Origin of the sequence: Achromobacter aloeverae (assembly GCF_004121055.1) — a bacterium.
GTDB lineage: Bacteria > Pseudomonadota > Gammaproteobacteria > Burkholderiales > Burkholderiaceae_B > Bordetella_C > Bordetella_C aloeverae.
The window spans coordinates 129,345-151,757 of the sequence record NZ_PYAL01000004.1 but is presented as its reverse complement, the minus strand read 5'-3'; the positions used below and the strand labels follow the sequence as shown (position 1 = coordinate 151,757).

At 65.1% G+C, this 22,413-nt stretch carries 16 protein-coding genes; 7 read left to right on the top strand and 9 right to left on the bottom strand.

The genetic code is table 11. From position 1 onward, the window contains the following. Positions 1-30: 30 nt before the first annotated feature. The 4 genes from C7R54_RS14690 to C7R54_RS14675 form a co-directional block, all read right to left on the bottom strand. Positions 31-2,088 carry a glycosyltransferase gene (locus C7R54_RS14690; protein WP_129151197.1) on the bottom strand — a complete coding sequence of 686 codons (2,058 nt, stop codon included), beginning with the start codon at positions 2,086-2,088 and terminating at the stop codon, positions 31-33. After that, entirely contained in the window at positions 2,085-4,565 is a 2,481-nt protein-coding gene (locus C7R54_RS14685; RefSeq protein ID WP_129151196.1) for a tetratricopeptide repeat protein, read from the bottom strand. Before C7R54_RS14685 ends, C7R54_RS14690 begins: the two co-directional genes overlap by 4 nt. A gap of 37 nt (positions 4,566-4,602) precedes the next feature. Beyond that, positions 4,603-5,862: a nucleotide sugar dehydrogenase gene (locus C7R54_RS14680; protein ID WP_129151195.1), complete on the bottom strand. Its 1,260-nt coding sequence runs from the start codon at positions 5,860-5,862 to the stop codon at positions 4,603-4,605. 331 nt (positions 5,863-6,193) lie between these two features. After that, complete coding sequence (locus C7R54_RS14675) at positions 6,194-6,418, bottom strand: hypothetical protein (RefSeq protein WP_129151194.1); 225 nt, start codon at positions 6,416-6,418, stop codon at positions 6,194-6,196. A gap of 342 nt (positions 6,419-6,760) precedes the next feature. On the opposite strand from C7R54_RS14675, the gene C7R54_RS14670 reads away from it, so the two are divergent. The 3 genes from C7R54_RS14670 (at position 6,761) to C7R54_RS14660 (ending at position 10,274) form a co-directional block, all read left to right on the top strand. Continuing rightward, positions 6,761-7,330, top strand: a complete 570-nt coding sequence (locus tag C7R54_RS14670) for a cysteine dioxygenase family protein (RefSeq protein ID WP_129151193.1) — start codon at positions 6,761-6,763, stop codon at positions 7,328-7,330. Positions 7,331-7,468: 138 nt separating this feature from the next. After that, complete coding sequence (gene purB, locus C7R54_RS14665; RefSeq protein WP_129151192.1) at positions 7,469-8,824, top strand: adenylosuccinate lyase; 1,356 nt, start codon at positions 7,469-7,471, stop codon at positions 8,822-8,824. Between the two features lie 79 nt (positions 8,825-8,903). Next, positions 8,904-10,274 carry an MFS transporter gene (locus tag C7R54_RS14660; RefSeq protein ID WP_129151191.1) on the top strand — a complete coding sequence of 457 codons (1,371 nt, stop codon included), beginning with the start codon at positions 8,904-8,906 and terminating at the stop codon, positions 10,272-10,274. Here C7R54_RS14660 and C7R54_RS14655 read toward each other — a convergent pair. Genes C7R54_RS14655 through C7R54_RS14645 form a run of 3 tightly spaced genes read right to left on the bottom strand, consistent with a single transcriptional unit; the run spans position 10,213 to position 12,309 of the window. Then, positions 10,213-11,223: a CobW family GTP-binding protein gene (locus C7R54_RS14655; protein WP_129151190.1), complete on the bottom strand. Its 1,011-nt coding sequence runs from the start codon at positions 11,221-11,223 to the stop codon at positions 10,213-10,215. The two genes, C7R54_RS14660 and C7R54_RS14655, sit on opposite strands and share 62 nt — an antisense overlap. A gap of 2 nt (positions 11,224-11,225) precedes the next feature. Further along, positions 11,226-11,540, bottom strand: coding sequence for a hypothetical protein (locus tag C7R54_RS14650; RefSeq protein WP_129151189.1), 315 nt, complete (start codon positions 11,538-11,540; stop codon positions 11,226-11,228). Positions 11,541-11,562: 22 nt separating this feature from the next. Then, on the bottom strand, positions 11,563-12,309 hold the full coding sequence (locus tag C7R54_RS14645) for a GntR family transcriptional regulator (RefSeq protein ID WP_129151188.1): 747 nt from the start codon (positions 12,307-12,309) through the stop codon (positions 11,563-11,565). A 119-nt stretch (positions 12,310-12,428) separates the two neighbouring features. Between C7R54_RS14645 and C7R54_RS14640 the strand changes: the two genes are divergently transcribed. Together C7R54_RS14640 and C7R54_RS14635 are read left to right on the top strand one after the other, a co-directional pair. Next, entirely contained in the window at positions 12,429-13,823 is a 1,395-nt protein-coding gene (locus C7R54_RS14640; protein WP_129151187.1) for a dihydroorotase, read from the top strand. 75 nt (positions 13,824-13,898) lie between these two features. Next, positions 13,899-15,338 carry an MFS transporter gene (locus C7R54_RS14635; protein WP_204524339.1) on the top strand — a complete coding sequence of 480 codons (1,440 nt, stop codon included), beginning with the start codon at positions 13,899-13,901 and terminating at the stop codon, positions 15,336-15,338. Between the two features lie 108 nt (positions 15,339-15,446). Here the strand turns inward: C7R54_RS14635 and C7R54_RS14630 are convergent, their stop codons facing one another. Beyond that, positions 15,447-15,821, bottom strand: coding sequence for a hypothetical protein (locus C7R54_RS14630; protein WP_129151186.1), 375 nt, complete (start codon positions 15,819-15,821; stop codon positions 15,447-15,449). Positions 15,822-16,011: 190 nt separating this feature from the next. Next, entirely contained in the window at positions 16,012-19,566 is a 3,555-nt protein-coding gene (locus C7R54_RS14625) for an autotransporter family protein (protein ID WP_129151185.1), read from the bottom strand. Between the two features lie 671 nt (positions 19,567-20,237). On the opposite strand from C7R54_RS14625, the gene C7R54_RS14620 reads away from it, so the two are divergent. Next, positions 20,238-21,344: a Fic family protein gene (locus C7R54_RS14620; RefSeq protein ID WP_338026171.1), complete on the top strand. Its 1,107-nt coding sequence runs from the start codon at positions 20,238-20,240 to the stop codon at positions 21,342-21,344. Between the two features lie 131 nt (positions 21,345-21,475). Beyond that, positions 21,476-22,375 carry a LysR family transcriptional regulator gene (locus tag C7R54_RS14615; RefSeq protein WP_129151184.1) on the top strand — a complete coding sequence of 300 codons (900 nt, stop codon included), beginning with the start codon at positions 21,476-21,478 and terminating at the stop codon, positions 22,373-22,375. The last annotated feature ends 38 nt before the right edge of the window (positions 22,376-22,413 follow it).

Here is a 22,413-nt window from a genome sequence, read left to right as displayed (position 1 = left end):
TTTTCAAGATCGAGGGAAAGGGCGGAATGATCAAGCCTCCATCAAGCGTTCCGCCCCGATATCGATGCGCTCGTCGTTCTCCGACATAGGCATGACGGGTACGCACAGGGCCAGGAATTTCCCCAGCATCGCATCCAGCGAGAACAACTCGCGGGCCCGGCGCCGGCTCTGCTCCTTCAAGTCCGCGTTCTCTCGCGCCAGGTCGATCATGTCCGCGATTTTTTCGCAAGCCTCGTTGAGGTCGGGGTGATCGACATCGCTCAGCAGATGGCCTGTCTCGTTTTCCACGAAGCACTCGCCCGCCCCGCCGGCGGGCGTCGACACGACCGGCACGCCCAGCAGCTGGGCCTCGATGAGCACGTTGGGCAGGCCTTCGTAGCGGGATAGCAGCACGCTTGCATCCATCCGCGAATACCAGTAGCCGACGTGGTTGGACAAGCCTACCAGCAAGAGCCTGTCCGTCACGCACAACTCCTGCGCCAGCGCCGTGACGTTGTCATGCAGGCGTCCGTCGCCCACGATGAAGAAGCGCGCTTGCGGACGCTGCTTCAGGTATTGCGCGGCAAGCTTGACATATAGTTGCGGCCGCTTGTCCGGCTCCAGCCTGAATACGCCGCCTATGGTCTCCGTGGCGCCGGGCGTGCGCGCCTCGAACTCCTGCCATTTCTTCTCGTCCGCGGCCGACGTGGCGGTCGTCAGGTCGGGCACGCCGTTATAGAGAACATGGAAGCGAACGACCGGAATGCCCAGCCACTGCGCGTAGGCCTCCGCGGCCGTACGGCTGTTGCTGACGAAGTAGACGCCGGGAACTTGCGCCAAGGCCTGGTACAGCTCCGGATACTCCGCGCGGTAGCGGTCCTTGCGTATGTTCGGCGGCAGTCCGCGAAACACCAGGTGGATGGTCGGGACGCCGGCCAGCAGCGCCGCCAGCGCGCCGAACAGGCAGGTGCCGTCCTGCCAAAGGCTGACGACATCGAACGTGTTGGCGCGCAGCATGGGCGTCAAGCGCGTCACGCCGTAGTGAACCGGCGGCGGCTGCTGCTCCAGCAAGCGGGCCAGGCCGGAATCGCCCACCGGCTGATGGGCGACCGACACCGGAGGCAGCAGGTTGATTTCCGTGACCGGTATCCGCGCCTTGGCAAGAACGGGAAGGAAGAAATCCAGCCCCTGCTTCTTGACCGAGCCGGCTGGCTCCGTGTGCTGCTTCACCATCACCTCGACCTTGTCCGGCTTCACCAGCATGGCGCCCGGCTCCTGGTCCTCGCTCTCAGCTATCCGCCGCAACTCGCCCGCCAGCCGGGTCAGCTGGCGTTCGGCGCCGCCGGGTCCCAGGCTGCCCGTCACCAGCGCCACCGAGACCGGCTTGTCCGGCGACTGCTCCGGCACCTCGCGGTCGCGGAAGTGCAGGATCGCGTGCTTCATCGAGATGATCTTGACGTCCTTCCCGGCGATGCCCTCCGGCTCAAGACCCTGGTAGAACGCGTAGTCGTCGGCCAGCGCGCTGGCCAGTTCCGCCGCCTTGCTGCCGGGGGCCAGCTGGCCCGCCACCGACTGGATGGTCTCGTATGCCTCCGCCAGCAGCCCGCGCTTGCGCAGGCGCTTGGCGAATTCGACGCGCACGTTGCGGTCGTCGCCATGCGCGAGCAGGCGGCGAAACAGCGCGTCGGACTGCTCGTGCGCGCGAATGTCGCTAAGCAGCTTGGCCCTGGCGAACAACAGGGCCGGGTTATCGGTCGTGTCGGGGACGTGGCGGTCGACCAGCGACAAGGCCTGGTCGACGTGCCTGTCCTTGACAAGCCGTGTCGCGCAATGGCGGACGATCAGCAGATCGTCCGGGCAGTCGTTAAGCAAGGCTTCCCATTGCTCGGACATGCCCTCATTGAGCCCGGCCGACTCCTTCAAGCGAAGGAGCAGGAACCGGACTTTCGGATCCGACAGGTAGTCGCGCGCCAATGCCTGGGCGCGCCCCAGGTTCTCCCGCGCGACCTGGACCCTCCCGGATCCGGCGACGATCTCCTCCAACTGGGCATGCACCGATTCGAGGTCGGACGTATCGTTCTCTTTTTCGGCAGCCAGCGGGGCGTTCATGCGGCCTTCCTCCGGTTGATCTTCTCTATCCAGACGTTGCACCGCTGGATATAGTGATCGAACTGTTCGGGCGTATCGGAATGCGCCCGGAGCGCTTGCCAGTAGGGCAAGGCCTGTTCGAAGCGATGCAGGCGCATCGCCCCCACGGCCGCCAGGCGCAGGCCGACGCTATCGTCGGGTACCAGTTCCAGGATCCGCTCGCCAAGGGCAAGGCGCTCGGTCGTGGACGCCGGATCCAGCGCGCGCGCCTCGGCATAGAGCACGGACAGGATGCGCCGCTTCTCGTGGGCGACTTCCGCCATGTCGGGCCACGACTGCGCCACCCGATCCAGCAGGCGCCACGCGGCACGCGGGTCACCGGCGGAAAGGATCTCCCGCGCGGCGCGTATCGAGCGCGGTCCGAGCCTGCCCAGCTGGCGCTCCGCTTCTTCCTTCGCGCTCTGGTCAGCCGAGGGGTGGGCAAGCACGGCCTTGTAGGCGTCGATGGCCTCGCCGAACCAGCCGCCATTGAATGCCACCCGGGCGAAGTACAACTGCGTGCTGAATTGCGCGGATTCGCCGGACGCCGCCTGCTCCAGATGCCGCATGGCCGTCTTTTTGTCGCCCAGCGCGTCGGCGGCCCGCCCGCGCATCGCGTCCAGTTCGGGGAAGTGCACCTGGCTATCGAGCGCGATATCCGTAAGCTCGATCACTTCCTTGTGGTTGCCCGCCATCAACGCGGCGCGCACGCCCAGGCGCATGGCGCGTTCGAATGCGCGCTGCGACCGCACGCCGGCCAAGGTGCCCGGATCGAGCAGGCGATGCGCGCAGATTCTTTCGGCCGCGTCGCGCAGACGACCTTCTTCCAACGCGCGGTTGCCTTCCTCGGCCCATTGCTGCGACTGCGCGGCCAGCCAGGCCGTGATGTCGTCCTGGCTGCTCTCGGCCAGCCGGCATGAAACCGCCAGGGCGGCCGCGGCCACGATATAGCCGCGCCACTGCGCCTCCTTGACCAGCTCCAGCGCGTCCAGGTCCGGCAACTGGGGGGATTCGTCCGCCAAGGCACGCAGCCCCGCGCGGTCGCCCGCCATCAGGCGGTCGCGCCACAGGACGGCAAATCCGCGTCCATAGGTGGGGAAAACCGCGCGCACCTCGTGCACCCAGCGCATGACGGCTTCCATGTCGCCGCTGGCCTGCAACATCGAAAGCACCGTATCGGCGGCCTCCAGGGCGCCAACCTGGTCAGAGGACGAAATGCGGAACAATTGCTTCCAGTTGCCCAGCGCCTCGTCCGCGTAGCCCAGCTGCCCGCCGCAGATCGCGGCGATCCTGACGATTTCGGGGGTTTCTATTTCATCGCCCAGCAGGCCGGCCGCCAGCGAGTACGCCACATCATGGTGTCCAAGCTTGAATTGCGCACGCATCAGCACCTGCTCGGCCTTGCTGCCGGTGGCCAGCGAGCCATCGGGGCTGTCCAGCAGGGCAATCGCGCCTTCGTAATCACCCAGGTCCGCCTGGATGCGCGCCAGCAGCAGCGTGTGGTCGGGCACGCCCGGATAGCGGCGCAGCACATCGCGCGTGCGGCGCGATGCCTCGCGCAGGTCGCCGCCGTCCAGTATCCGTTCTATGCGCTCGGCGGTTTCCTCGGGGGCCAGCTTCGCCACCACCGGCTGCGGCGCGGCGGAGGTCATCCGCGGACGCATGAAGGCCTTGTACCACTCGGCGCACAGGCGCTCTCCGAACAGCTGCGTGTAGTGCGTGAGGTCCAGCCCGCCATCTTCCATCGCGTCGGCCTGGCCTATCTTGTTCATCGTCGGCGTCGGATCGTAGCAAGGCACGCCGATGCGCTGCGCCGCCGCGGTCACGGCGGCAATCAGCTGTTCGCGCTGTTCGATCGGCGCATTGTCGGGCGTCAAGGCGTTCACATGCGTGACGAACACCACCTTGTCCTTGCCCAGCAGATCGACAAGCTGGCGCATTTCCGCCTCGATCTCGTCATCGGCAAGGTCGCGCTTCACGATGCGGGCGAACAGCTCCCTATCCTCCGCCGGCAGGCTCTTGAACAAGGGCTCCTGTGCGAGCCAGGCCCGCCGCTGCTCAAGCTGGTCGGCGACGGCCATGGACCAGTACGTCCGGGTGCGTGCGCGATCGGCGAAGAATTCGCTGAAATAGCGTCCCAGGTAGTTGGACTGGATCGGATAGCCGTCGATGGTCAACAGCTTGCGCGATGACAATTCGATCATGTACAGGTCGGCCGGCTTGTGCGTGCCGCGGCGGGCCTTCTCGCCGTTCGAGGGCCGGAAAACCAGGCGCTGGATATCGACGGGGATATCCTGTTCGCCGTACATGAATCGTGCCTGCTGCAACGCCTCCGTGCTGGTATGCACGAAGCCGTAGTTGCGCCCGAGTTCCAGCTTGATCGGGTAGCGCCCCACGCCATCGCGCAGCGGCGTGTGGATGCGGCAGGTTCCAATAGGAGCGGTCGTAAAAGCAGCCATTCAGGGTCACCTTTAGGGAAGGAGGGGGAGCCCGAACTTAGAGAGTCCAGTACAAGAGGTCAGACTGCAGCCGGCTGCTGTCCAGCACCGACTTCAGGTCGCACACCATGCCGCCGCGCTTGACGAGGGTCGGCATGTCGTCCCAGATGGATTCCATGGTTTCGCGGTGGGGAACGGCCAGGACAAGCACGTCCATGTCCCTGAACGCGTCGCGCTCCACGAGCTTGATGCCGTACTCGTGTTCCATCTGCGCCGGATCGGCCATCGGATCGCAAGCGACCGGCTTGATGCCGTACTTGCCGAGCGCGTTATAGAGGTCGACCACCTTGGAATTGCGGATGTCGGGCACGTTCTCCTTGAACGTCATGCCCAGGATGCCCACGCGAGTGTCGGCATTGAGGCGGCCATTGCGGGCCAGCACCTGCACCACGCGCGACGCGACATGGCTGGCCATGCCGTCGTTGATCCGGCGCCCCGACAGGATCACCTCGGGGTGATAGCCCAGCTCCTGCGCCTTCGACGTCAGGTAGTACGGGTCGACCCCGATGCAGTGCCCGCCCACCAGGCCCGGCGTGAAGCGCAGGAAATTCCACTTGGTCCCCGCGGCGGCCAGGACTTCCGACGTGCGGATGCCGACCAGGTCGCAGATCTTCGACATCTCGTTCATCAGCGCGATATTGATGTCGCGCTGCGTGTTCTCCAGCACCTTGGCCGCCTCGGCCACCTTGATGGAGGAAGCGCGGTGCACGCCCGCGTCGATGATTTTCTCGTAGACGCCGGCGATGGTTTCGAGCGCGGCCTCGTCCTGGCCCGACACGATCTTGACGATTTTCTCCAGCGGGTGTTCACGGTCGCCGGGATTGATGCGCTCGGGGCTGTAGCCCAGCTTGAAGTCGACGCCGCAACGCAGGCCGGAAGCTTTCTCCAGCTCAGGTCCGCAGATCTCCTCGGTCGCACCGGGATGGACGGTGGACTCGAAGACGACGATGCAGCCGGGACGCAACACCGGACCAATCGACTGGCAAGCCCGGACCAGCAGGGAAAAATCGGGATTGCATTTCTCGTCGACAGGCGTCGGGACGGCGACCACGAAGAAGTCGCAGCCCTCCAGCTCCGCCACTTTGTCCGTGAACTGGATCGGCGACGCGAGCAAGGCTTCGCGCTCGATCTCGCCGGTCCAGTCGTCTCCTTCTTTCAGGCGCGCGATCCGCCGCTTGTCCACGTCAAAGCCGATGACGTCGAAGCACTTGGAAAACGCCACGGCAACCGGTAGGCCCACATACCCAAGGCCACACACTGCGATTCTCTTTACCACTGGCTTACCTCACTATTTGTCATCGTGTCTCGGACACTAGGAAATCAACGCTCAACGACAATCGGATCGACATCAATCACGGTCGGATTGACATAAATCCGAAATAATTTGTCGTTATTTGGCGAGCGTGCTGTAGGATTCGGAATTACAACTCGACACTTAGCTGAATGGCTGCCGCGTGCGAGCCGATGAATCCTAGACGGTGGCGGGAGCAATATTCTTTCTAAAAATGTACATTGCTCTTGAAATAAATCAGCGGCGACGCAATAAAGCGCCGTTTACTGGGAAAAACCCCTGGATTCGATTACATCGATTACATGAATCGCAACAAAGCGGGCTGGAAAGATATTTCTAAATATTTATAAGCGTATTGGTTGTTGTTATTTAACCTAAATGCAAAGCAACAACAATTGGTTTCTTTCGGGTTATTTTTTGCTCCAAAGAGAGATATTCCTTCTCGACCAAAAAACGCGACGCAAAGGCGTTTCCCCCTGTGTTCAAGGGCGTTGCCGGATATGCCTGCATCGACGCGCGTCATGTCTTGTTCCACGCTCATCAACGCCGCCCGCCGCTGCAAGTCGGTTCAGAACCACGGAAACCGGGGCGGGTCATTAAGGTGCTGTCAAACAATGCCGACAGGTCGTCACAAAGGAGGAACAATTTCGTGGGCTGCAATCGTGGGCCGCAAGCACGGCCACAAGAGGTAGACGCAATGCCCCATCCCTCGAACTGCATGCCAGGCCCTGCCTGTGCATGCTTGACGCCCCGTTCCACGCGCCAATAACATGCCCCGATTCACTTTTACTGATGCGCTGTTCCACGTTCGGAACACACGGCCATGTTGGCTCGGTCACATGCAGGCGCGAGAACCGGAGGCAAGATGTCAGCAGGAAAGTTGAAGGAATTCGTCCAGGAAGCCACCCGGGTCATGGACACCGTGACGGGGGACAAGGCTCGCATGCTGGCCACCAGGCCGGTCCTGGAGAAACTGATCCGCCAGGACGACTGGCTGCCGGACGCTTTCGCCCGGCCGCATCCCGAGTACTACCAGCAATACCTGCTGTACTGCGACCCTCATGAACGCTTCTGTATCGTCAGCTTTGTCTGGGGACCGGGCCAGAAGACGCCCGTGCACGATCACGGCGTATGGGGCCTGGTGGGCATGTTGCGCGGGTCGGAGACTTCGCAGCGTTTCGAGGCGCGCGACGGCGGCCTGCACGCGGGAGAGACCGCCACGCTGGAGCCCGGACAGATAGAGTGCCTGCTGCCCGAGGAGGGCGACATCCACCAGGTCAGGAACCGGTTCGACGACAAGGTGTCGATCAGCGTCCATGTCTATGGCGCCAACATAGGCAAGGTGCGCCGCCGCGTGCTGGATCCCGCCACGGGACAAAGCAAGGAGTTCATTTCGGGGTTCTCCTCCGATGTCCTGCCGAATATCTGGCGCTGAAAGAGGGAGGCCATTCCCCCGCGCCGCGCGGCTGACGCCGCTTTGCTGTCCCCCGGGGGCGGACCTCTTTCCCTGAGGCGGCCCAGGGCAAAGACATAAAACGCCCAGAACAAAAAAGAAGACGACAAGGAGGAAGACATGAGCTCATACGTCATCGACAGCGCCCTGTTCCGCGACCAGTTCGGCACGCAGGCAATGCGCGACATCTTCAGCGACGGCAATACGGTGCAGAAATGGCTGGACGTGGAGGCCGCGCTGGCCCGGGTGCAAGCCCGCCTGGGCATCATCCCCCAGGCCGCGGCCGACGAGATCCAGCACAAGGCCAGGGTGGAGCTGATCGACCTGCAGGCGCTGAAAGCGGAGATGGACCGCACATCGCACCCCATCGTGCCGCTGCTGCGCGCCATGAAGAAGGCTTGCCACGGCGACGCCGGCGAATACATACATTGGGGCGCCACGACCCAGGACATCATGGACACGGGCACGGTCCTGCAACTGCGCGACGCGCTGAGGGAAATCGACAGCGCCATGCGCGTCGTGCTGGACAAGGCCGCCGCGCTGGCGAAAACCCATCGCGACACCACCATGGTCGCGCGCAGCCACGGCCAGCAAGCCCTGCCGATCACCTTCGGCTTCAAGGCCGCGGTCTGGGTCGCCGAGCTGCGCCGAAATCTGCTGCGCCTGTCCCAGATGCGGGAGCGCGTGCTGGTGGGCCAATTTTCCGGCGCCGTCGGCACGCTGGCGGCGCTGGGGGACCAGGGCATCGAGGTGCAGGAAGGGCTGTTCCGCGAGCTCGGACTGGGCGCCCCGGAGATCACCTGGCACGTTTCCCGCGACGGCATGGCCGAACTCGCCTGCGTGCTGGGCATCTGCGCCAGCACCCTGGGCAAGATCGCGCACGAGATATACACCCTGCAGAAGACCGAGACCGCGGAACTGGAAGAGCCCTTTTCTCCCGGCAAGGTCGGCAGCAGCACCATGCCGCACAAGCGCAATCCGCCTGCCTGCGAGACCGTGGTAGCCCTTTCCCGCATCGTGCGCAGCACCGTGCCGCTGGCGCTGGAATCCATGATGGCCGAGCACGAACGCGACAAGATCGTGCTGCAGACGGAACGGGAATTCGTCTCGCGCACGTGCAGCATGACCCACGCGGCGGCGCTGAAGATGGTGAACGTGCTGGACAGGCTGAGCGTGCGCACGCGCAACATGGAAAGGAACCTGCATATCCAGAACGGACTGCTGCTTTCCGAAGCCGTGATGATGCACTTGAGCGACGCCCTGGGCCGCCAGGAGGCGCACGAGATCGTCTATCGGGTATGCATGGAGGTCTTCGAGCAGGGCGGCAATCTCAAGGACGCCATCCTGAACGAACCGGAACTCAAGGGCAGGATCAGCGCGCAGGAGCTGGACCGGGTGCTGGATCCGCATGCCTATATCGGCCTGTCGGGCGTCTTCGTCGACCGGGTGCTGGACTTGCCCGTGCCGGCGGCCTAGCTGGGCCGCTGCCAGCGGGGCGCGGTTCGTTTCGACGTTCGTCGAAGCGTGGCGTTGTCGGAGTCCATACGATGACTCGATGACGAAACCTCGACAACGAACGTCCATCCTGGCCACGACGATAGCGGCGAGCTTCGGCTTCGGGCTCGTCCAGCTCGACGTAACCATCGTCAACGTCGCGCTTCCGACGATAGCCAGGACACTCGACACAACCCTTGCCGGCCTGCAATGGGTGGTGGATGCCTATGCGCTCGTGTTCGCCGCCCTGCTGCTGACCGGCGGCTATCTCGGCGACCGCTACGGCGCCAAACCTTGCTATCTTGCCGGCATCGCGTTCTTCGCCCTCGCTTCGCTGGCTTGCGGCATGGCCGCGTCGGCGCTCATGCTCATCGCCGGGCGGGTGTTGCAGGGGGTCGGCGCGGCGTTGATGCTGCCGTGCTCGCTGGCCCTCATCAACCACGCCGCTCAGGACCAGCCACGGCGCCGCGCACAGGCCATCGGCTGGTGGACAGCCGCCGGCGGCATCATGATCGCGGCGGGTCCCATCGTGGGAGGCCTGCTGCTGGGCGTCGCCAGCTGGCGCGCCATTTTCCTGGTGAATCTTCCCGTGTGCGCCGTCGGCGGGCTGTTGGCGCTGCGCGTGGTGGAAACCCGCCGTCTTCCAAAGGGACACGGTGTGGACATTGCGGGCCCATGGCTGGCGATGCTCGCGCTGGGCGCCGTCACCGGAGCGATGATCGAGGCCAGGCCGCTGGGAATGGCCAGCCCGGTCGTGCTGGCGAGCGCCGCAACGGGCATCCTTGCCTTGCTTGCCTTCGTCCGGCATGAGGCGCGGGCAGCCTCGCCCATGCTTCCGCTATCGCTGTTCGACTCGCGCACCTTCCGCGGCGCCCTCCTCTATGGCGCCATCGTCAATCTCACCTATTACGGCGCGGTCTTCGTCCTCAGTGTTTATCTTCAACGTGTCCTGGGCTACACGCCTGTCACGGCGGGCCTCGCGTTCCTGCCGCTCACCGCCACTTTTCTCGTCGTGAACGTCATCAGCGGCTGGTGGGTGGGCGCAAGGGGATCGCGGGCGCCAATGATCGTCGGCGCGCTGATCGATGCCTGCGGTTTCGCCCTGCTCGCCTTGATTGCGGCCGCGGCGGCGCCCTATTGGAAACTTGCCATCGCCTTCGTATTGATTCCGGCCGGCATGGGCCTGGGCGTGCCGGCCATGACCACGGCCGTGCTGGTCAGCGTCGAACAGGAACGCTCGGGCGTCGCGTCGGCGGTACTGAACGCGGCCCGGCAGGCCGCCGGCGCCATGGGCGTTGCGCTGTTCGGCGCGCTCGCCGGCGACACCCCCGCCCATATCGTCTCGGGCCTGGGGCGATCGGCGGTAATCGCTACTGCCCTGCTGGTAGCCGCCGCCCTGCTTGCGGCGCGGGCGATGGCGCGGAGCCGGTGATGCGTTCCAGCGAGCGCATTATTTTTTCGTCATCGATGCCGTGCGTGATGAAGACCAGGCGCGAAACGCTGTCGTCGTCATCGGCGGCGGGCAAGTGCGACGGCGGATAGACACGATGGCGGACGCCCTGCACCACCAGCTTGCCCTGCCCGTGCACGTCCAGCACCGACTTGAACCGCAGGATGCGGTCGCCATGCCGGTTGAGCAAGGCGGTCAGCCATACGGAGAACGACGCCCAGTCCACCGACCGGTCGAGCGCGAGCGAGAAACTGCTTATCGCCCCCGTATGCGCATGGGCCGGCTGGCGCTCCGGGTGCACGCGCCGGTCACCGGACCGGCGTGCCAGCGCTTCGAAAATAATGGCGGGCACATCGTTGAGGGTCACATCGCAGGCCGGATTGACCTTGCGTATTGCCGCCGAGAGCGCTTCAAGCGCCACGCTATCGGACAAATCGCTCTTCGTGACGATCACCCGGTCCGCCGCAGCGACCTGGGCCACCGCTTCCGGATACCGCTCCAGGGTATGCAGGCCTTCCAGCGCATCGAAGGTCGTCACGCAGGGTCCCACCTGGATGTACTCCGCCAGGTTTTCGTCCGACAGCACGGTACCCAGGATGGGCGCCGGGTCGGCCAGGCCACTCGTTTCGACAATGATGCGTTGCAGCCCGGGCAGTTCGCCTCGTTCGCGGCGCGCCAGGATGTGCAGCAGCGTCCGCTGCAATTCGCTCAGCACCGTGCAGCACAAGCAGCCGTCGGCGATGGTCTCGATTTCCGATTTCAAGTGCAGCGTGATGCGGTCGTCGATGGATTCGCGGCCGAACTCGTTGATGATCACCAGGGTGCTACCCAGCGGCTGCGTTTGCAGGTAGCGCTTGAGCAAGGTGGTTTTCCCGCTGCCCAGGAATCCGGTGACCACATTCAATGCCAGGCGAGGAACGAGTCTGACCATGGCTAGGCGACAGCAAGGAAATCGGCTTCAAGCGGATCGATGGCCGTGCCGCTCAATTGCTCGGCCGTCCGCCATAGCGCGGAAAGATCGGACGCGACCTTGAAACGGCCCCGTGCGTCCTCCACGCTATAGGCTTCGCCATCCCAGTCGGCGACCACCAATCCTGCCGGCGCCACGATGCGATTGATGACCCTCAGCCGCTTCGTCCGTTCAGCCCGGTTTTCAAGAATGCCCGCCGCCACATCCTGCTGGCCGAGCGGGTCCGCGGCATCCGCCCAGTGCTTGCCAACGCCAAAGACCGCACAAACTTCACACATGATCGTATGCTCCTGCCGAAGGCTATCTGGTTCGGGGGGTGATCGAGATTCCACTGATCGCGCTCTGCGAGATGTACTCCGTGACGCGCCTGCGCGCCAAGCCGGTATGCGAGCACGCCAGGTCCTCCGCGCGATCGGCATCCTGCGCCTTGATGGCGTCCAGGATGTCCCGGTGCTCGGTCAGGATGTTGTGCAAGTGCGTATGCCTGGCTTGCGGCGTCGAAAACGTCTCATAGCTCATGGCAAGCCGCGCGACGCGGAGATTCTCGGATAACAGGTTCGCGTATATCTTGGCGAGCACGCGATTGCCGCAGGCGTTGCCTATCGCCATGTGCAGATCCCAGTTCCGGTCGATCATGCCATTGACGTCGTTGTCGGCGTGCGCCGCCTCGAACGCGACGACCAATTCCTCGATGCGCGACAGGTCGGCATCCGAGCGCCGCAGCGCGGCCAGGCGCGTCGCCGCCCGCTGGGCGAGATCGAAGGCCTCCAGATGCTCCTGCAATTGGGGAATGTCCATCGAAGCGACCCGGGCCCCGCGATTCGGCAGCAGGGTAATCAATCCCTCTCCCGCCAGCCTGATCATCGCCTCCCTCAAGGGAGTGCGCGAAATACCGAGCTCATCGACGAGCGCCTGCTCATCGATGTCCTCCCCCGGCTGCATTTCCAGGGACACGATCCTGCCGCGCAGAAGCTCGTAGGCCTTGCTCGCTCCCGATCCTTTCACCGCCTTGGCGCGTTCGCCTTCCGGCGTCTTGTTGCTCTTCATCTACCCAATCCCAGACTGCCAAGTGGCCAGTCTAGCGAAAGTACCGTCTTGACACAAACATTTTATACATTAAAAATCTATCGTGTATTTACTGTGTATTTTTGATTGGGACTTCAGCAATGAATCAGCGACTCGTCGATTTGGTGATCACCAACGGAACTGTCCACACCCCTGAGGGCAGCGTCCGCCAGAATGTCTGCGTCTTGAACGGGAGGATCGTCGGCCTGGCCGATGACGCGAACACACCGCCCGCGGCCAGGGTGATAGACGCGCGAGGATTGGACGTGTTGCCAGGCCTCTGGCACGTCCACTGTCATTTCCGTGAGCCGGGGCACACCTACAAGGAAGACTTCACGTCCGGGACAACCGCCGCGGCAGCCGGGGGAATCACGTTCTGTATCGACATGACGAACAATGATCCGCACCCGACCACCCTGGAGGCGTTCGAACTCAAGCGGTCGACCATTGCGCCGAAGGCGCTCGTGGACTACGCGTTGTATGGCGGCGGGCTGTATCCCAAGACGGTGGCGCCGCTGGCCAAGGCCGGCGCGATCGGGATCAAGGTCTTCAATACGCGCCACGTCAAGGAGGTCTATCCATACATATCCGAACTGGGCGTGGTCGACCACGGCATCCTGCATGAACTGTACGAAGCGGTGGCCGACACGGGCCTGCTCTGCGCCGTCCACCATGACGACAGCGAATGGTGCAAGCGCCTGACATTTCGCGACTACATCAACCCAGGCAAGACAAGCAACCGCGACTACATGGAAGCTTACGAAAAGGGCTACATGTACGGCCACGGGATGGCGGCCGGCCTGGCCGCGTCCACTTACTATGCCCGCATCACGGGGGTACGCCTGCATGTCCTGCACATGGGCGTGATGCCGCCGGCCGCGAACGGGCTGGTGCGTTTCGCCAGGCAGCAAGGCGTGGACATCTCGGGCGAAATGGAGACGGCCGCCCTTTTCATGACGCGCGAACAGGCCGAGAAAGTCGGTCCCGGCGCCTACGCCTGGGCATACGCTCCGGAAGCGAACTGGCGAGCCGTCCACGACGGCACCGCCGACATGCTGGTAGGCGAGCATGCGCCGCACACGCTGGAAGAAATCACGCCGGGGTGGCAAGACAATTTCTCCGTTCCGCTCGGCGTCACGGGAGCACAGGAATTCATTCCCATGGTGCTCAACGCCGTCAACCAAGGGCAACTGACACTCCAGGACGTGGCGCGGCTCTGCGCCGAAGCACCGGCGAAGCGCTTCGGGCAGTACCCCAAGAAGGGGCGCATACAGATCGGCGCGGACGCCGACTTCACCATCGTCGACATGAAGGCGGAAAACCTGTTCAAGGCCGCCGACATGCATACCCGGGCGGGATACACCGCCTATGAGGGCATATCCACCCAGGGCATGCCGGTCTATACGATCGTGCGAGGAAGCACTGTCATGGACCACGGCAAGATCGTGGGCCAGCCCGGACATGGACAGTTCCATCCAGGCATCGCGGCGACTTGATGCCCTGGCCGCCACGCCAACCAACAACTCACAAATCACAAATCACGCGCGCGCCATGCGCGCCAAGGGGTCAGCATGATCAACGCTTCCAATTCCTCGGCCCGGCCGATGCCCATGCCAACAGGCACGCTTCCCCAGGCCGATACCACGACGGCGGGCGCCACCGCGCTGACGCAGCCGCAAATCGCCGCCCGCCTGGACCGCTTGCCCGTGTCCCGCTTCCACATCACCGTCCTGGTCGTGGCCGCGCTGTCCTTGTTCTTCGACACGCTGGACACGGTCATCACGGGATTCGTCCTTGCGACGCTCGGTCCTCTATGGGGATTCAGCGCGGCGACGATCGGTGTCGTATCGGCGATCGGGCTGGCAGGCTACCTGGTGGGTTCCGCGCTCGCCGGTTTCGCGGCGGACCGCTATGGCCGCAAGCGGATGATCATGCTGACGCTGGTTCTCTACTCGCTCTTCTCCGCTTCCAGGGGCCTGGTCAACGATATCTGGAGCTTCGCCGCGCTGAATTTCCTCACATGGATGTTCGTCGGCGCTGAAAGCTCCATCGTTCCGCCTTATCTCGCGGAGCTGTGGCCGACACGGGTACGCGGGAAACTGGGTGGCTGGATGATGGGTTTCTTCGCGCTGGGCATCGCCTTTTCGCCCGTCTGGGCCTTGAACATCATTCCCGGCCTGGGCTGGCGCGCCGCGCTGTTCCTGACGCTGCCCTTCGCGATCGTCGTGGGGCTGATGCGATCCGGCCTGCCCGAATCGCCGCGCTGGCTCCTGGGCAAGGGACGGACCGCCGAGGCCGAGGCCGCCCTGGCATCGATCGAGCAGCGCGCGGGACGTCCTTTTGATCCTCGGCTGGAGGGAGTGGACGGGTCGGGCCATGACGCGCAGGGCGAGCCCGCCACGAAGTACACCGCGCGCGATCTTCTGAATCCCCGATACAGGAAGGTCACGCTGATGATGTGGACAGCATGGTTCGCCGAGTATGGCGTGCTGTACACCTTCATGACCTTCGTCCCGACCTTGCTCGCGATGGAAGGCTATACCATCGTCAAGTCCTTCCAGTTCTCGATCGCCATCTACGCCTCGGTCATCCCGGGCTATGTGCTAGGCGGCTATGTCGTCGATTGGCTCGATCGCAAGCCCACGGCGGTCATCGCATTCATCGGCACGGCGGTGTTCGGAACGCTGTTCGGCCTGTCGACCTCGTCCACGGCGCTGATGGCGTTCGGCGGCCTGACGGCGTTCTTCCTCGCATTGGGATCGACCGCCATCTATAGCTATACGCCCGAACTCTATCCCACCGAAATACGCGCGACGGGCATGGGCCTGGCCTCCGCCTGGGGACGCGCGGGCGCCATCATCCTGCTTCTCGTCTTCGGCGTATTCGCGGTGCTGAAAGGAAAGCTGTTCGTGTTCCTGGTCAGCGATGTCGTCCTGCTGGTCGCGGCGGTCGTGATTGCCCGCGTCGGCCCGTCCACCAAGGGGCGGTCCCTGGAAGACGTTTCGCGCTGAGGAGGCGGTCGCCGCTCCGCGCCGGGTCGGGGCGCGTTGGGTCCAATGAGACCCCGGCGGAACCAGTATGTCCCGTGATATCACGGGACCTCATCCCGGCACGGACACTCAATGATGTCCGTGCCCGCGCCCATGATCATGATCGTCGTAGTCCCGATCATGTCCATGGCCCCGGCCCGGCGGATGGGAACGGTACCATTCGTCACGGCCCCAGTAGCGACGGCCGTCCCAATAACGGTCGCCGTGCCAGCCGATGACGATGGCCGGTCCAGGAACCACGACGGCAGGTGCCGGACCGTAGTAAACGGGCGGCGGCGGGGCATAGACCGGCGCCGGCGGCGCGACGTATACCGGGGGAGGCGGCGCGACATACACCGGGGGCGCGCCTATGTTGACACCGATACTGACGTCGGCCAGGGCGGCGGTCGACATGCCGACAGTCAATGCGCCCAACAGCAGCGCGCTAGCACTAGAGAACTTCATGATCTACCTCTGGGACTGCTACAAATGGTTGGCCGAGCTCGGTTGCGGAGAATATAGAGCCAGCCGCGACACCGTGGTGTGCCGCACTGTAACAAAGGAAATCGGCCATGGGGAAAATCCACGAAAGGACCGCTATGGAGCGCTGCCTTCGACCATGACGACCGCGATGGAACAGCACTCGTAAGCGCATTCAGAAGCGCCAGGCCAGACTCAAGCTTCCCGCATTCTGCCGGTTGCCACCGCCGAACTGGCCGTTATAGGCCAATCCAAGCGTCGTCGACTTCGTCACCCGCATGTCGATCCCCAGCCCCATGACGGCCGCGTCCTGGGCGATGGGCGTCCCGGCCACCGTGAACGGTACGCTGTCGCTGAACGCCATGGTGGCCGAGGGTTGCAGGTCGCCGAAGGCATGGCGCCAGCCTGCCATGGCATGCACACGGCCCGGCATGCCCGCGGACTCGAAGCGAAGCTCGCCACGCAGTCCCAGGGTGGTGGTGGTAACGGCGCTGCGCTGGCTTTCGCCATTCAGTGCCGCCACGCCGCCGGATTCCGAAAACCCGCGCACGCGCAAGTCGCTGTAATTGGCGCCGGCGAAGGGCTGCACCGCCATGCGGTCGCCCACCGGCAAGCGGTAGCCCAGCTCCGTGAAGACCTGTGAGGTGCCGGCGTGATAACTGGCCCTCAGCGTGTCGGCCAGCCCGGCGGCGGAGGTATCGCGGCGCGTATCGATATCGTGCCAGGTGTAGGCCGCGCCCGCGGTCCATTCGATGTGTCCCGCCCCGGCCTGGAAGGCCTTGCCGCCATACAGCGTGGCGCTGTAGCTGTCCACGCCCGCGGTGGAGGCACGGTCGCGCAGCGACAGATGGCTGCCGGTGTAGCCCAGCGCCCCGCCCAGGCGCCAGCCGGCGCCCAGCGCGTGGTCGCCGCCCACGAACAGGCCGCCGTCCGATTGCCGCAGGCGCCCTGCATTGCCGTCGCCGTCCAGCGTGCGCCAGTTGCCGAAGATCTCGGCCCATAGCGGCTGCGCGGCCGGACGCGGCATGGCAGTCGCGGCCAGGATCGCCGATCCTGCTTGTGCCGTTGGTTCGCCGGCCGTTTGGCCGGCGTACAGATTCGCACGCAGATGCGCCATCGGCAGGCTCGCTACCGTGTTGCCGACGCCATGCAGCGCGGCGATGGTGCTGGAGTGGATCTCACCCGACAATGCATCGAAGGCCGCCGGCGGCGCGCCCGCCGGAAGATTCAGCACGCGGGAATAAACCGCGTTGTCCTGCGGCATGCTTTGCACCGCGTTGGCGACGGCGCGCTGATTGCCGGTCTCCGCGGCATCGGCGTAGCGGATCGGCCGCGTGCCCCCATCGCTACCCCCGGCGCCATCGCTGCCGCCGTTGTCGCCATTGCCATTGCCATTGCCGTTGCCGTTGCCCCCTTCGCCGCCGTTGCCCGAGCCGCCGTCGACCGGCACCTGCTTCAACTGCATCCGCAGGGTGGCATCGTTCGCGCCATAGCTCAGCTTGGGGTCCAGGAAGGCGTAGTTGCTGGCCACGCTGTTGAAGGTGCCTTGCAGGCCCCCTGCCGCGGTCACGATGGTGTAGTCCCGCGCCAGGCTGAAATTGCCGTCCGGCCCCACATGCACCACCGAACCCGCCAGCGTCGCCGTGCCGCCCACCACGATGCGGTCGCTGGCCGAGGACGAAGAATCCACCTCTACCTGATAGACCGCGCCGGGCGCCATGGTGAAGTCGCCGGTGACGTACAGCGTGCCGATGGAGTTGCCCGGCGCCAGGATACCGCCGGCCCCGATCACGGCGCCGCCGACCGTACCCTGCCCGCCCAGCGTGGCGCCGCTGGCCACGGTGACGATGCCGGGCAGGACGGCGCCGGCGTGCGTGGCGTCGCCCACCACCAGCTTGCCGGCCTGCAGCGCGAAGGCGCCCGTATATGTGCTGGTGCCGTTCACCGTCAGGGTGGCGGCACCTGTCTTGGCCAGCGCGCCGCCGCCGGAAAGCATGCCTTGCAGCGTCAGGGGCTGCTGCGTATCGAGGGCGCCGCCGCCCACGTCCACCACGATGGCACGGGCGGTATCGATGGCCGCGGTGTTGCGCAGCGTGCCGCCATTGAGGGTCAGGGCGCCGGCGACGTTACCCAGCGCCGCGTCCGCCCCGACGACGAGGGTGCCGGCGCTCAGCGTCCACGGCGTGACACCGGCGTTGGAGCCGGTCAGCGTCCACGTGCTGGCGCCCGTTTTCTCGTAGCTGTTGAAGCCCTGGTACTGGACCACGGCGCCCGTCGAGCCGACCTGGCCGACGTCGAAGGTGGTGCTGGCATCGGTCGTATCGCCGCCCAGGGCCAGGATATCCCCGCCTAGCGTCGTGCCGCTGGTGCTGACGACGTTGCCCAGGATGGCGGACCCCGCCAGCAAGGTCAGGCGATTGGCGCCGCCGCTCAGTTCCACGGCATTCGCGCGGGCCCCGCTGAAACCGTCCCCGCCGCCGATGATGGTGCCGCTGTTGGTTACGGTGGCGCCGCCCTGGGCGATCACGCCGGTCCCGCCGACACCCGTGGGGCCGCCACTCGGCGTGCCCGCGGCGCCACCGGAGATAGTCCCGGCGTTCTGCAGGAGTCCCCCAGTATTGATGAAGCGCACGCCGGCCCCGCCGTTGCCGGGCTGGTTGGTGAAGCTGAACCCGTCACCGCCCCTGCCACCGATAATCTGCCCGCCGGCACCGTTGGCAATCGCGGTTCCATTGGCGACGACGGCATCGCCGCCGGCGCCCGCGACGGTCACGACGGTAAAACCGCCGTTGCCGCCCCGCAGCAATGCGGCGTTATTCACTGCCCCACGGTTGGCGAGCACCGCCGCACCGCCCTGGCCACCCGCGCCGCTGGTGCCATCGCCGCCCGCCCCGCCCTGCACGGTGCCGGCATTGTTGAACAGGGTGCCGCCATCGACCAGAAACACGCCCGCGCCGCCACCGCCGCCGACCGCATCGGCACCCAGGCCGCCCGCCCCGCCGGAACCGCCGACGATCACGGAGCCGTCATGCTGGATGGTCCCCCCCGACACCAGCACCACGCCGGCGCCGCCGCCACCGCCGCCGCCGGTCCCGCTGATCGCCGCCGTGGCCCCATTGCCGCCGTTGCCGCCCGAGACAGAGGTGCCGCCGGTGGAGAGCATCGCATTCGGCCCGGTCAGCACCAGGCCACCCTGCCCGCCGCTGCCGCCGCCACCTGCTGCATCGAAGGGGCCCGTACTGCCGTTGTCGCCGTTCAGCCCGCCAATCGCGCTGGATAGCACCGTGTTCAGGTCCGCGCTGACGTTGCCGGGCGGCGTCACGCTGTTGCCCCCTGCGCCGCCCGCGTTGGTGGTGCCGCCGGCGCCACCGCCCCCACCGCCGGCGGAACTGGCGTCGCCGCCCAGGACGAGGCCCCCTAGGCCACCCGGGGCGCTGGAATTGTCCCCATTGGCGCCGGCGCCGGCCGCCCCGCCCAGCGACGCGCCGCTGCCGCCCCCGCCGCCGTCTACCGACGCGCCGGAAGCCACGCCCCCTTGTCCGCCGCCTCCTCCACCCCCGCCGCCGGCCAGGCCGCCCGCTCCGCCCCCGCCGCCGTTGCCGTTGTTGGAGTCGCCGCCTTTACCTCCCTGTCCGCCGCCGCTGACGATATCGCCCGGCGCCCCGTAGGCCGCCATGGGCACCGCCGTCGCCAGGATCGCGGCGACCAAGGTGAGTTTCAGCGTGGACAATGACAAGTCGGGAGCGCGACGACCCTGCGGGGCGATGCGATTTCCTTCCGGGGTATTTTTTGTTTTCATATCGGCGCGACAAGGCAGGGGAGCGTGCATCCACGACTGCACGCCAGGGCTAGCGGAGTACCAGGGAAACCCAACCCCATCTTCGATGGGCAGCGCCGCGGACTAGGCCGAACAGTGGAGACTATGAAGACGGCGCGCGAAGATTGTAAAAGCGGCCGGAGAAAAGTGGCATTTTGTTTCTATTCATAGAGCGAGTCCGGGCTGATCGCGCAGGCGCAGCAACTACACCGCATATGGGCCCATCCACAGCCTGTGACGGCCATCTCGAAGTGGCGCAGTTCCAAAAACTGCGCCAAAATCGCGCCATCCGCTTTAGACCTGCGCCACTACCATGTCCTCGTCGCTCCCCGCAGCGCTATTACAGAGCATCCAGACATCCCCGAATGGACTGTCCCTGGCCGAAATCCTGGAAGCACACCCGGACATAGCCCGACGTACAGCACAGCGACAGATTGCCAAGCTGCTTGGGAACGGCCAGCTCATCGCGCAAGGCGAAGGCCGGGCCCGCCGCTACTTTGCCGCAACCTTACGTGCGACGACCTCTCGCACTATCGATGGGTTTTCCCCCGGGATTCCCCTGTCCGCCGACAGTCTGGACATCCTTGCCTACATCGATCAGCCTGCCCAGGCGCGAAAACCCGTGGGGCTACCAAGGCGATTTTCTGGATGCCTATCATCCCAATCAGACTTGGTATCTGTCCGAGCCGCTGCGTCGGCAGTTGCACAAGATGGGAACAACGACGGATATTGATGCCCCAGCTGGCACCTACAGCCGCGCCATCCTGAATCGTCTGCTGATTGACCTGTCCTGGGCATCGAGCCACCTGGAGGGCAATACCTACTCCCGGCTCGATACGCGCGAACTCATCGAACACGGCAAAGCCGCCCGTGGCAAGGCCGCCATCGAAACGCAGATGATCCTGAACCACAAGACAGCGATCGAGCTGCTGGTCGAGAATATCGCCAGCGCCGAGTTCAACCGCTATACCTTGATGAATCTGCACAGCGCCCTGGCGGAAAACCTGCTGCCCAACCCAGCGGATGAAGGACGCATACGCCAGCACGCTGTCGACATCGGAAGAAGCGTCTATCGTCCGCTCTCCGCTCCACAACAAATCGAAGATGCGCTGGACACGCTCCTGGACAAGGCTCGGCAGATTCGCGACCCGTTCGAGCAATCCTTTTTCATGATGGTGCACGTGCCATACCTACAGCCTTTCGCGGACATCAACAAGCGCACTTCGCGACTGGCCGCCAACCTGCCCTTGTTCCGCGCCAATCTGTGCCCGTTGACGTTCCTGGATGTCCCAGAGCAGGCCTACAGCCGCGCTACCCTGGGGGTCTACGAAATGACCCGGGTGGAACTGCTGCGGGATCTTTATGTCTGGGCCTATGAGCGCTCCACGCAAGAGTATCTGGCCATCAAGCAAGACCTGGCGGAGCCTGACCCGTTGCGCCTGGCCTGGCGCGACCTCATCAAACAGACTATCCACGGGGTCGTCACGCACCCCACGACCGACCCGCTTGCTCGTATCAAGGAAGCCGTCGAAGAGCATGTCCCCGAGGCACAGCGATCCGCTGTACAGGCATTGATCGTTGAAGAACTCCGGCGTCTGCACGAAGGCGTCCTGGCGCGCTATGGCTTGCGCCCATCCGCCTATGAGGCATGGAGAACGGCTCAAATCGCGCATACGCCAAGGACGAAGTAAAGTCCGAACGCCACGACTACAGCAAGGCCCACCGCGACGACGAGCGTGGGGCGAGGCGGCATGGACGAAATCGGCTCACGAGTTACGGCCTGCATGGGCAAGACAACGGGAAAGCCAAGGGGAACGAGGCGATGACGGAACTCAAGTTGTTCGAGGATTTGATCGCGCTGGCGCGCACCGGCAGCTTCGTGCGCGCGGCGGACCTGCGCCACGTAACGCATCCGGCGTTCGGCCGCCGCATCAAGGCCCTGGAAGCCTGGGCCGGCACCCCGCTGATCCTGCACCAGCGCGCCCCCGTCACCTTGACGCCGGCGGGCGAGCAGTTGTTGAAAGCGGCCACGCAAGCCGTCGAGCAGATGGAGCAGGTCCGCCAACGCATCGCCCGCGCCGAAGGCGCCGAGCGGGTGCTGCGCATCGCCACCGGCCGCAGCCTGGCACGCACCATGGTCACGGAATGGATCGCCCGCCTGTGCCGCCAGCGCGTGATCGACAACCACGATCACGTGGACCTGGCGACGGGCATGATCAGCACCATGGTGACGCAGCTGGAGAATGGCGAAGCCGACCTGCTTTGCTGCTACGAGCATCCGGCCTGGTCGGCATCGCTGGGCAGCGGTCGCTACCGTTACCTGACCTTCGCCATCGACAAGCTCGTTCCCGTGTCGCAAACCGACGCGCATGGCAAACCGCGTCACAGCCTGGGCGATGCACGCCGGCCGCCGCCACTCATCGCCAGCGCCGAAGGCTTGGCCATGGGCAATATTCTCGGCGACTGGCTCAAGCGCAGCCCCCACGCGCTGCGTCCTTTTCTCCGCTGCGACTCGCTGGACGCGATTCACGGCGCGGCGCTCAAGGGACTGGGTATCGCGTGGCTGCCCTGGTCCATGGTGGCCGGCGATTGCGCGCGCGGCGTCCTTGGCAAGCTGGGCGGCCGCGGCGACGAAGTCACTTTCGAGGTCCGCCTGTACCGGCCACGCACGCGCCTTTCCGAACTGGCCGAAGCCGCCTGGAGCGCCGCCGAGGCTGCTTGAGTTCCGTGCCGAATCCGCACCGGATCGTGCCGAAGCCG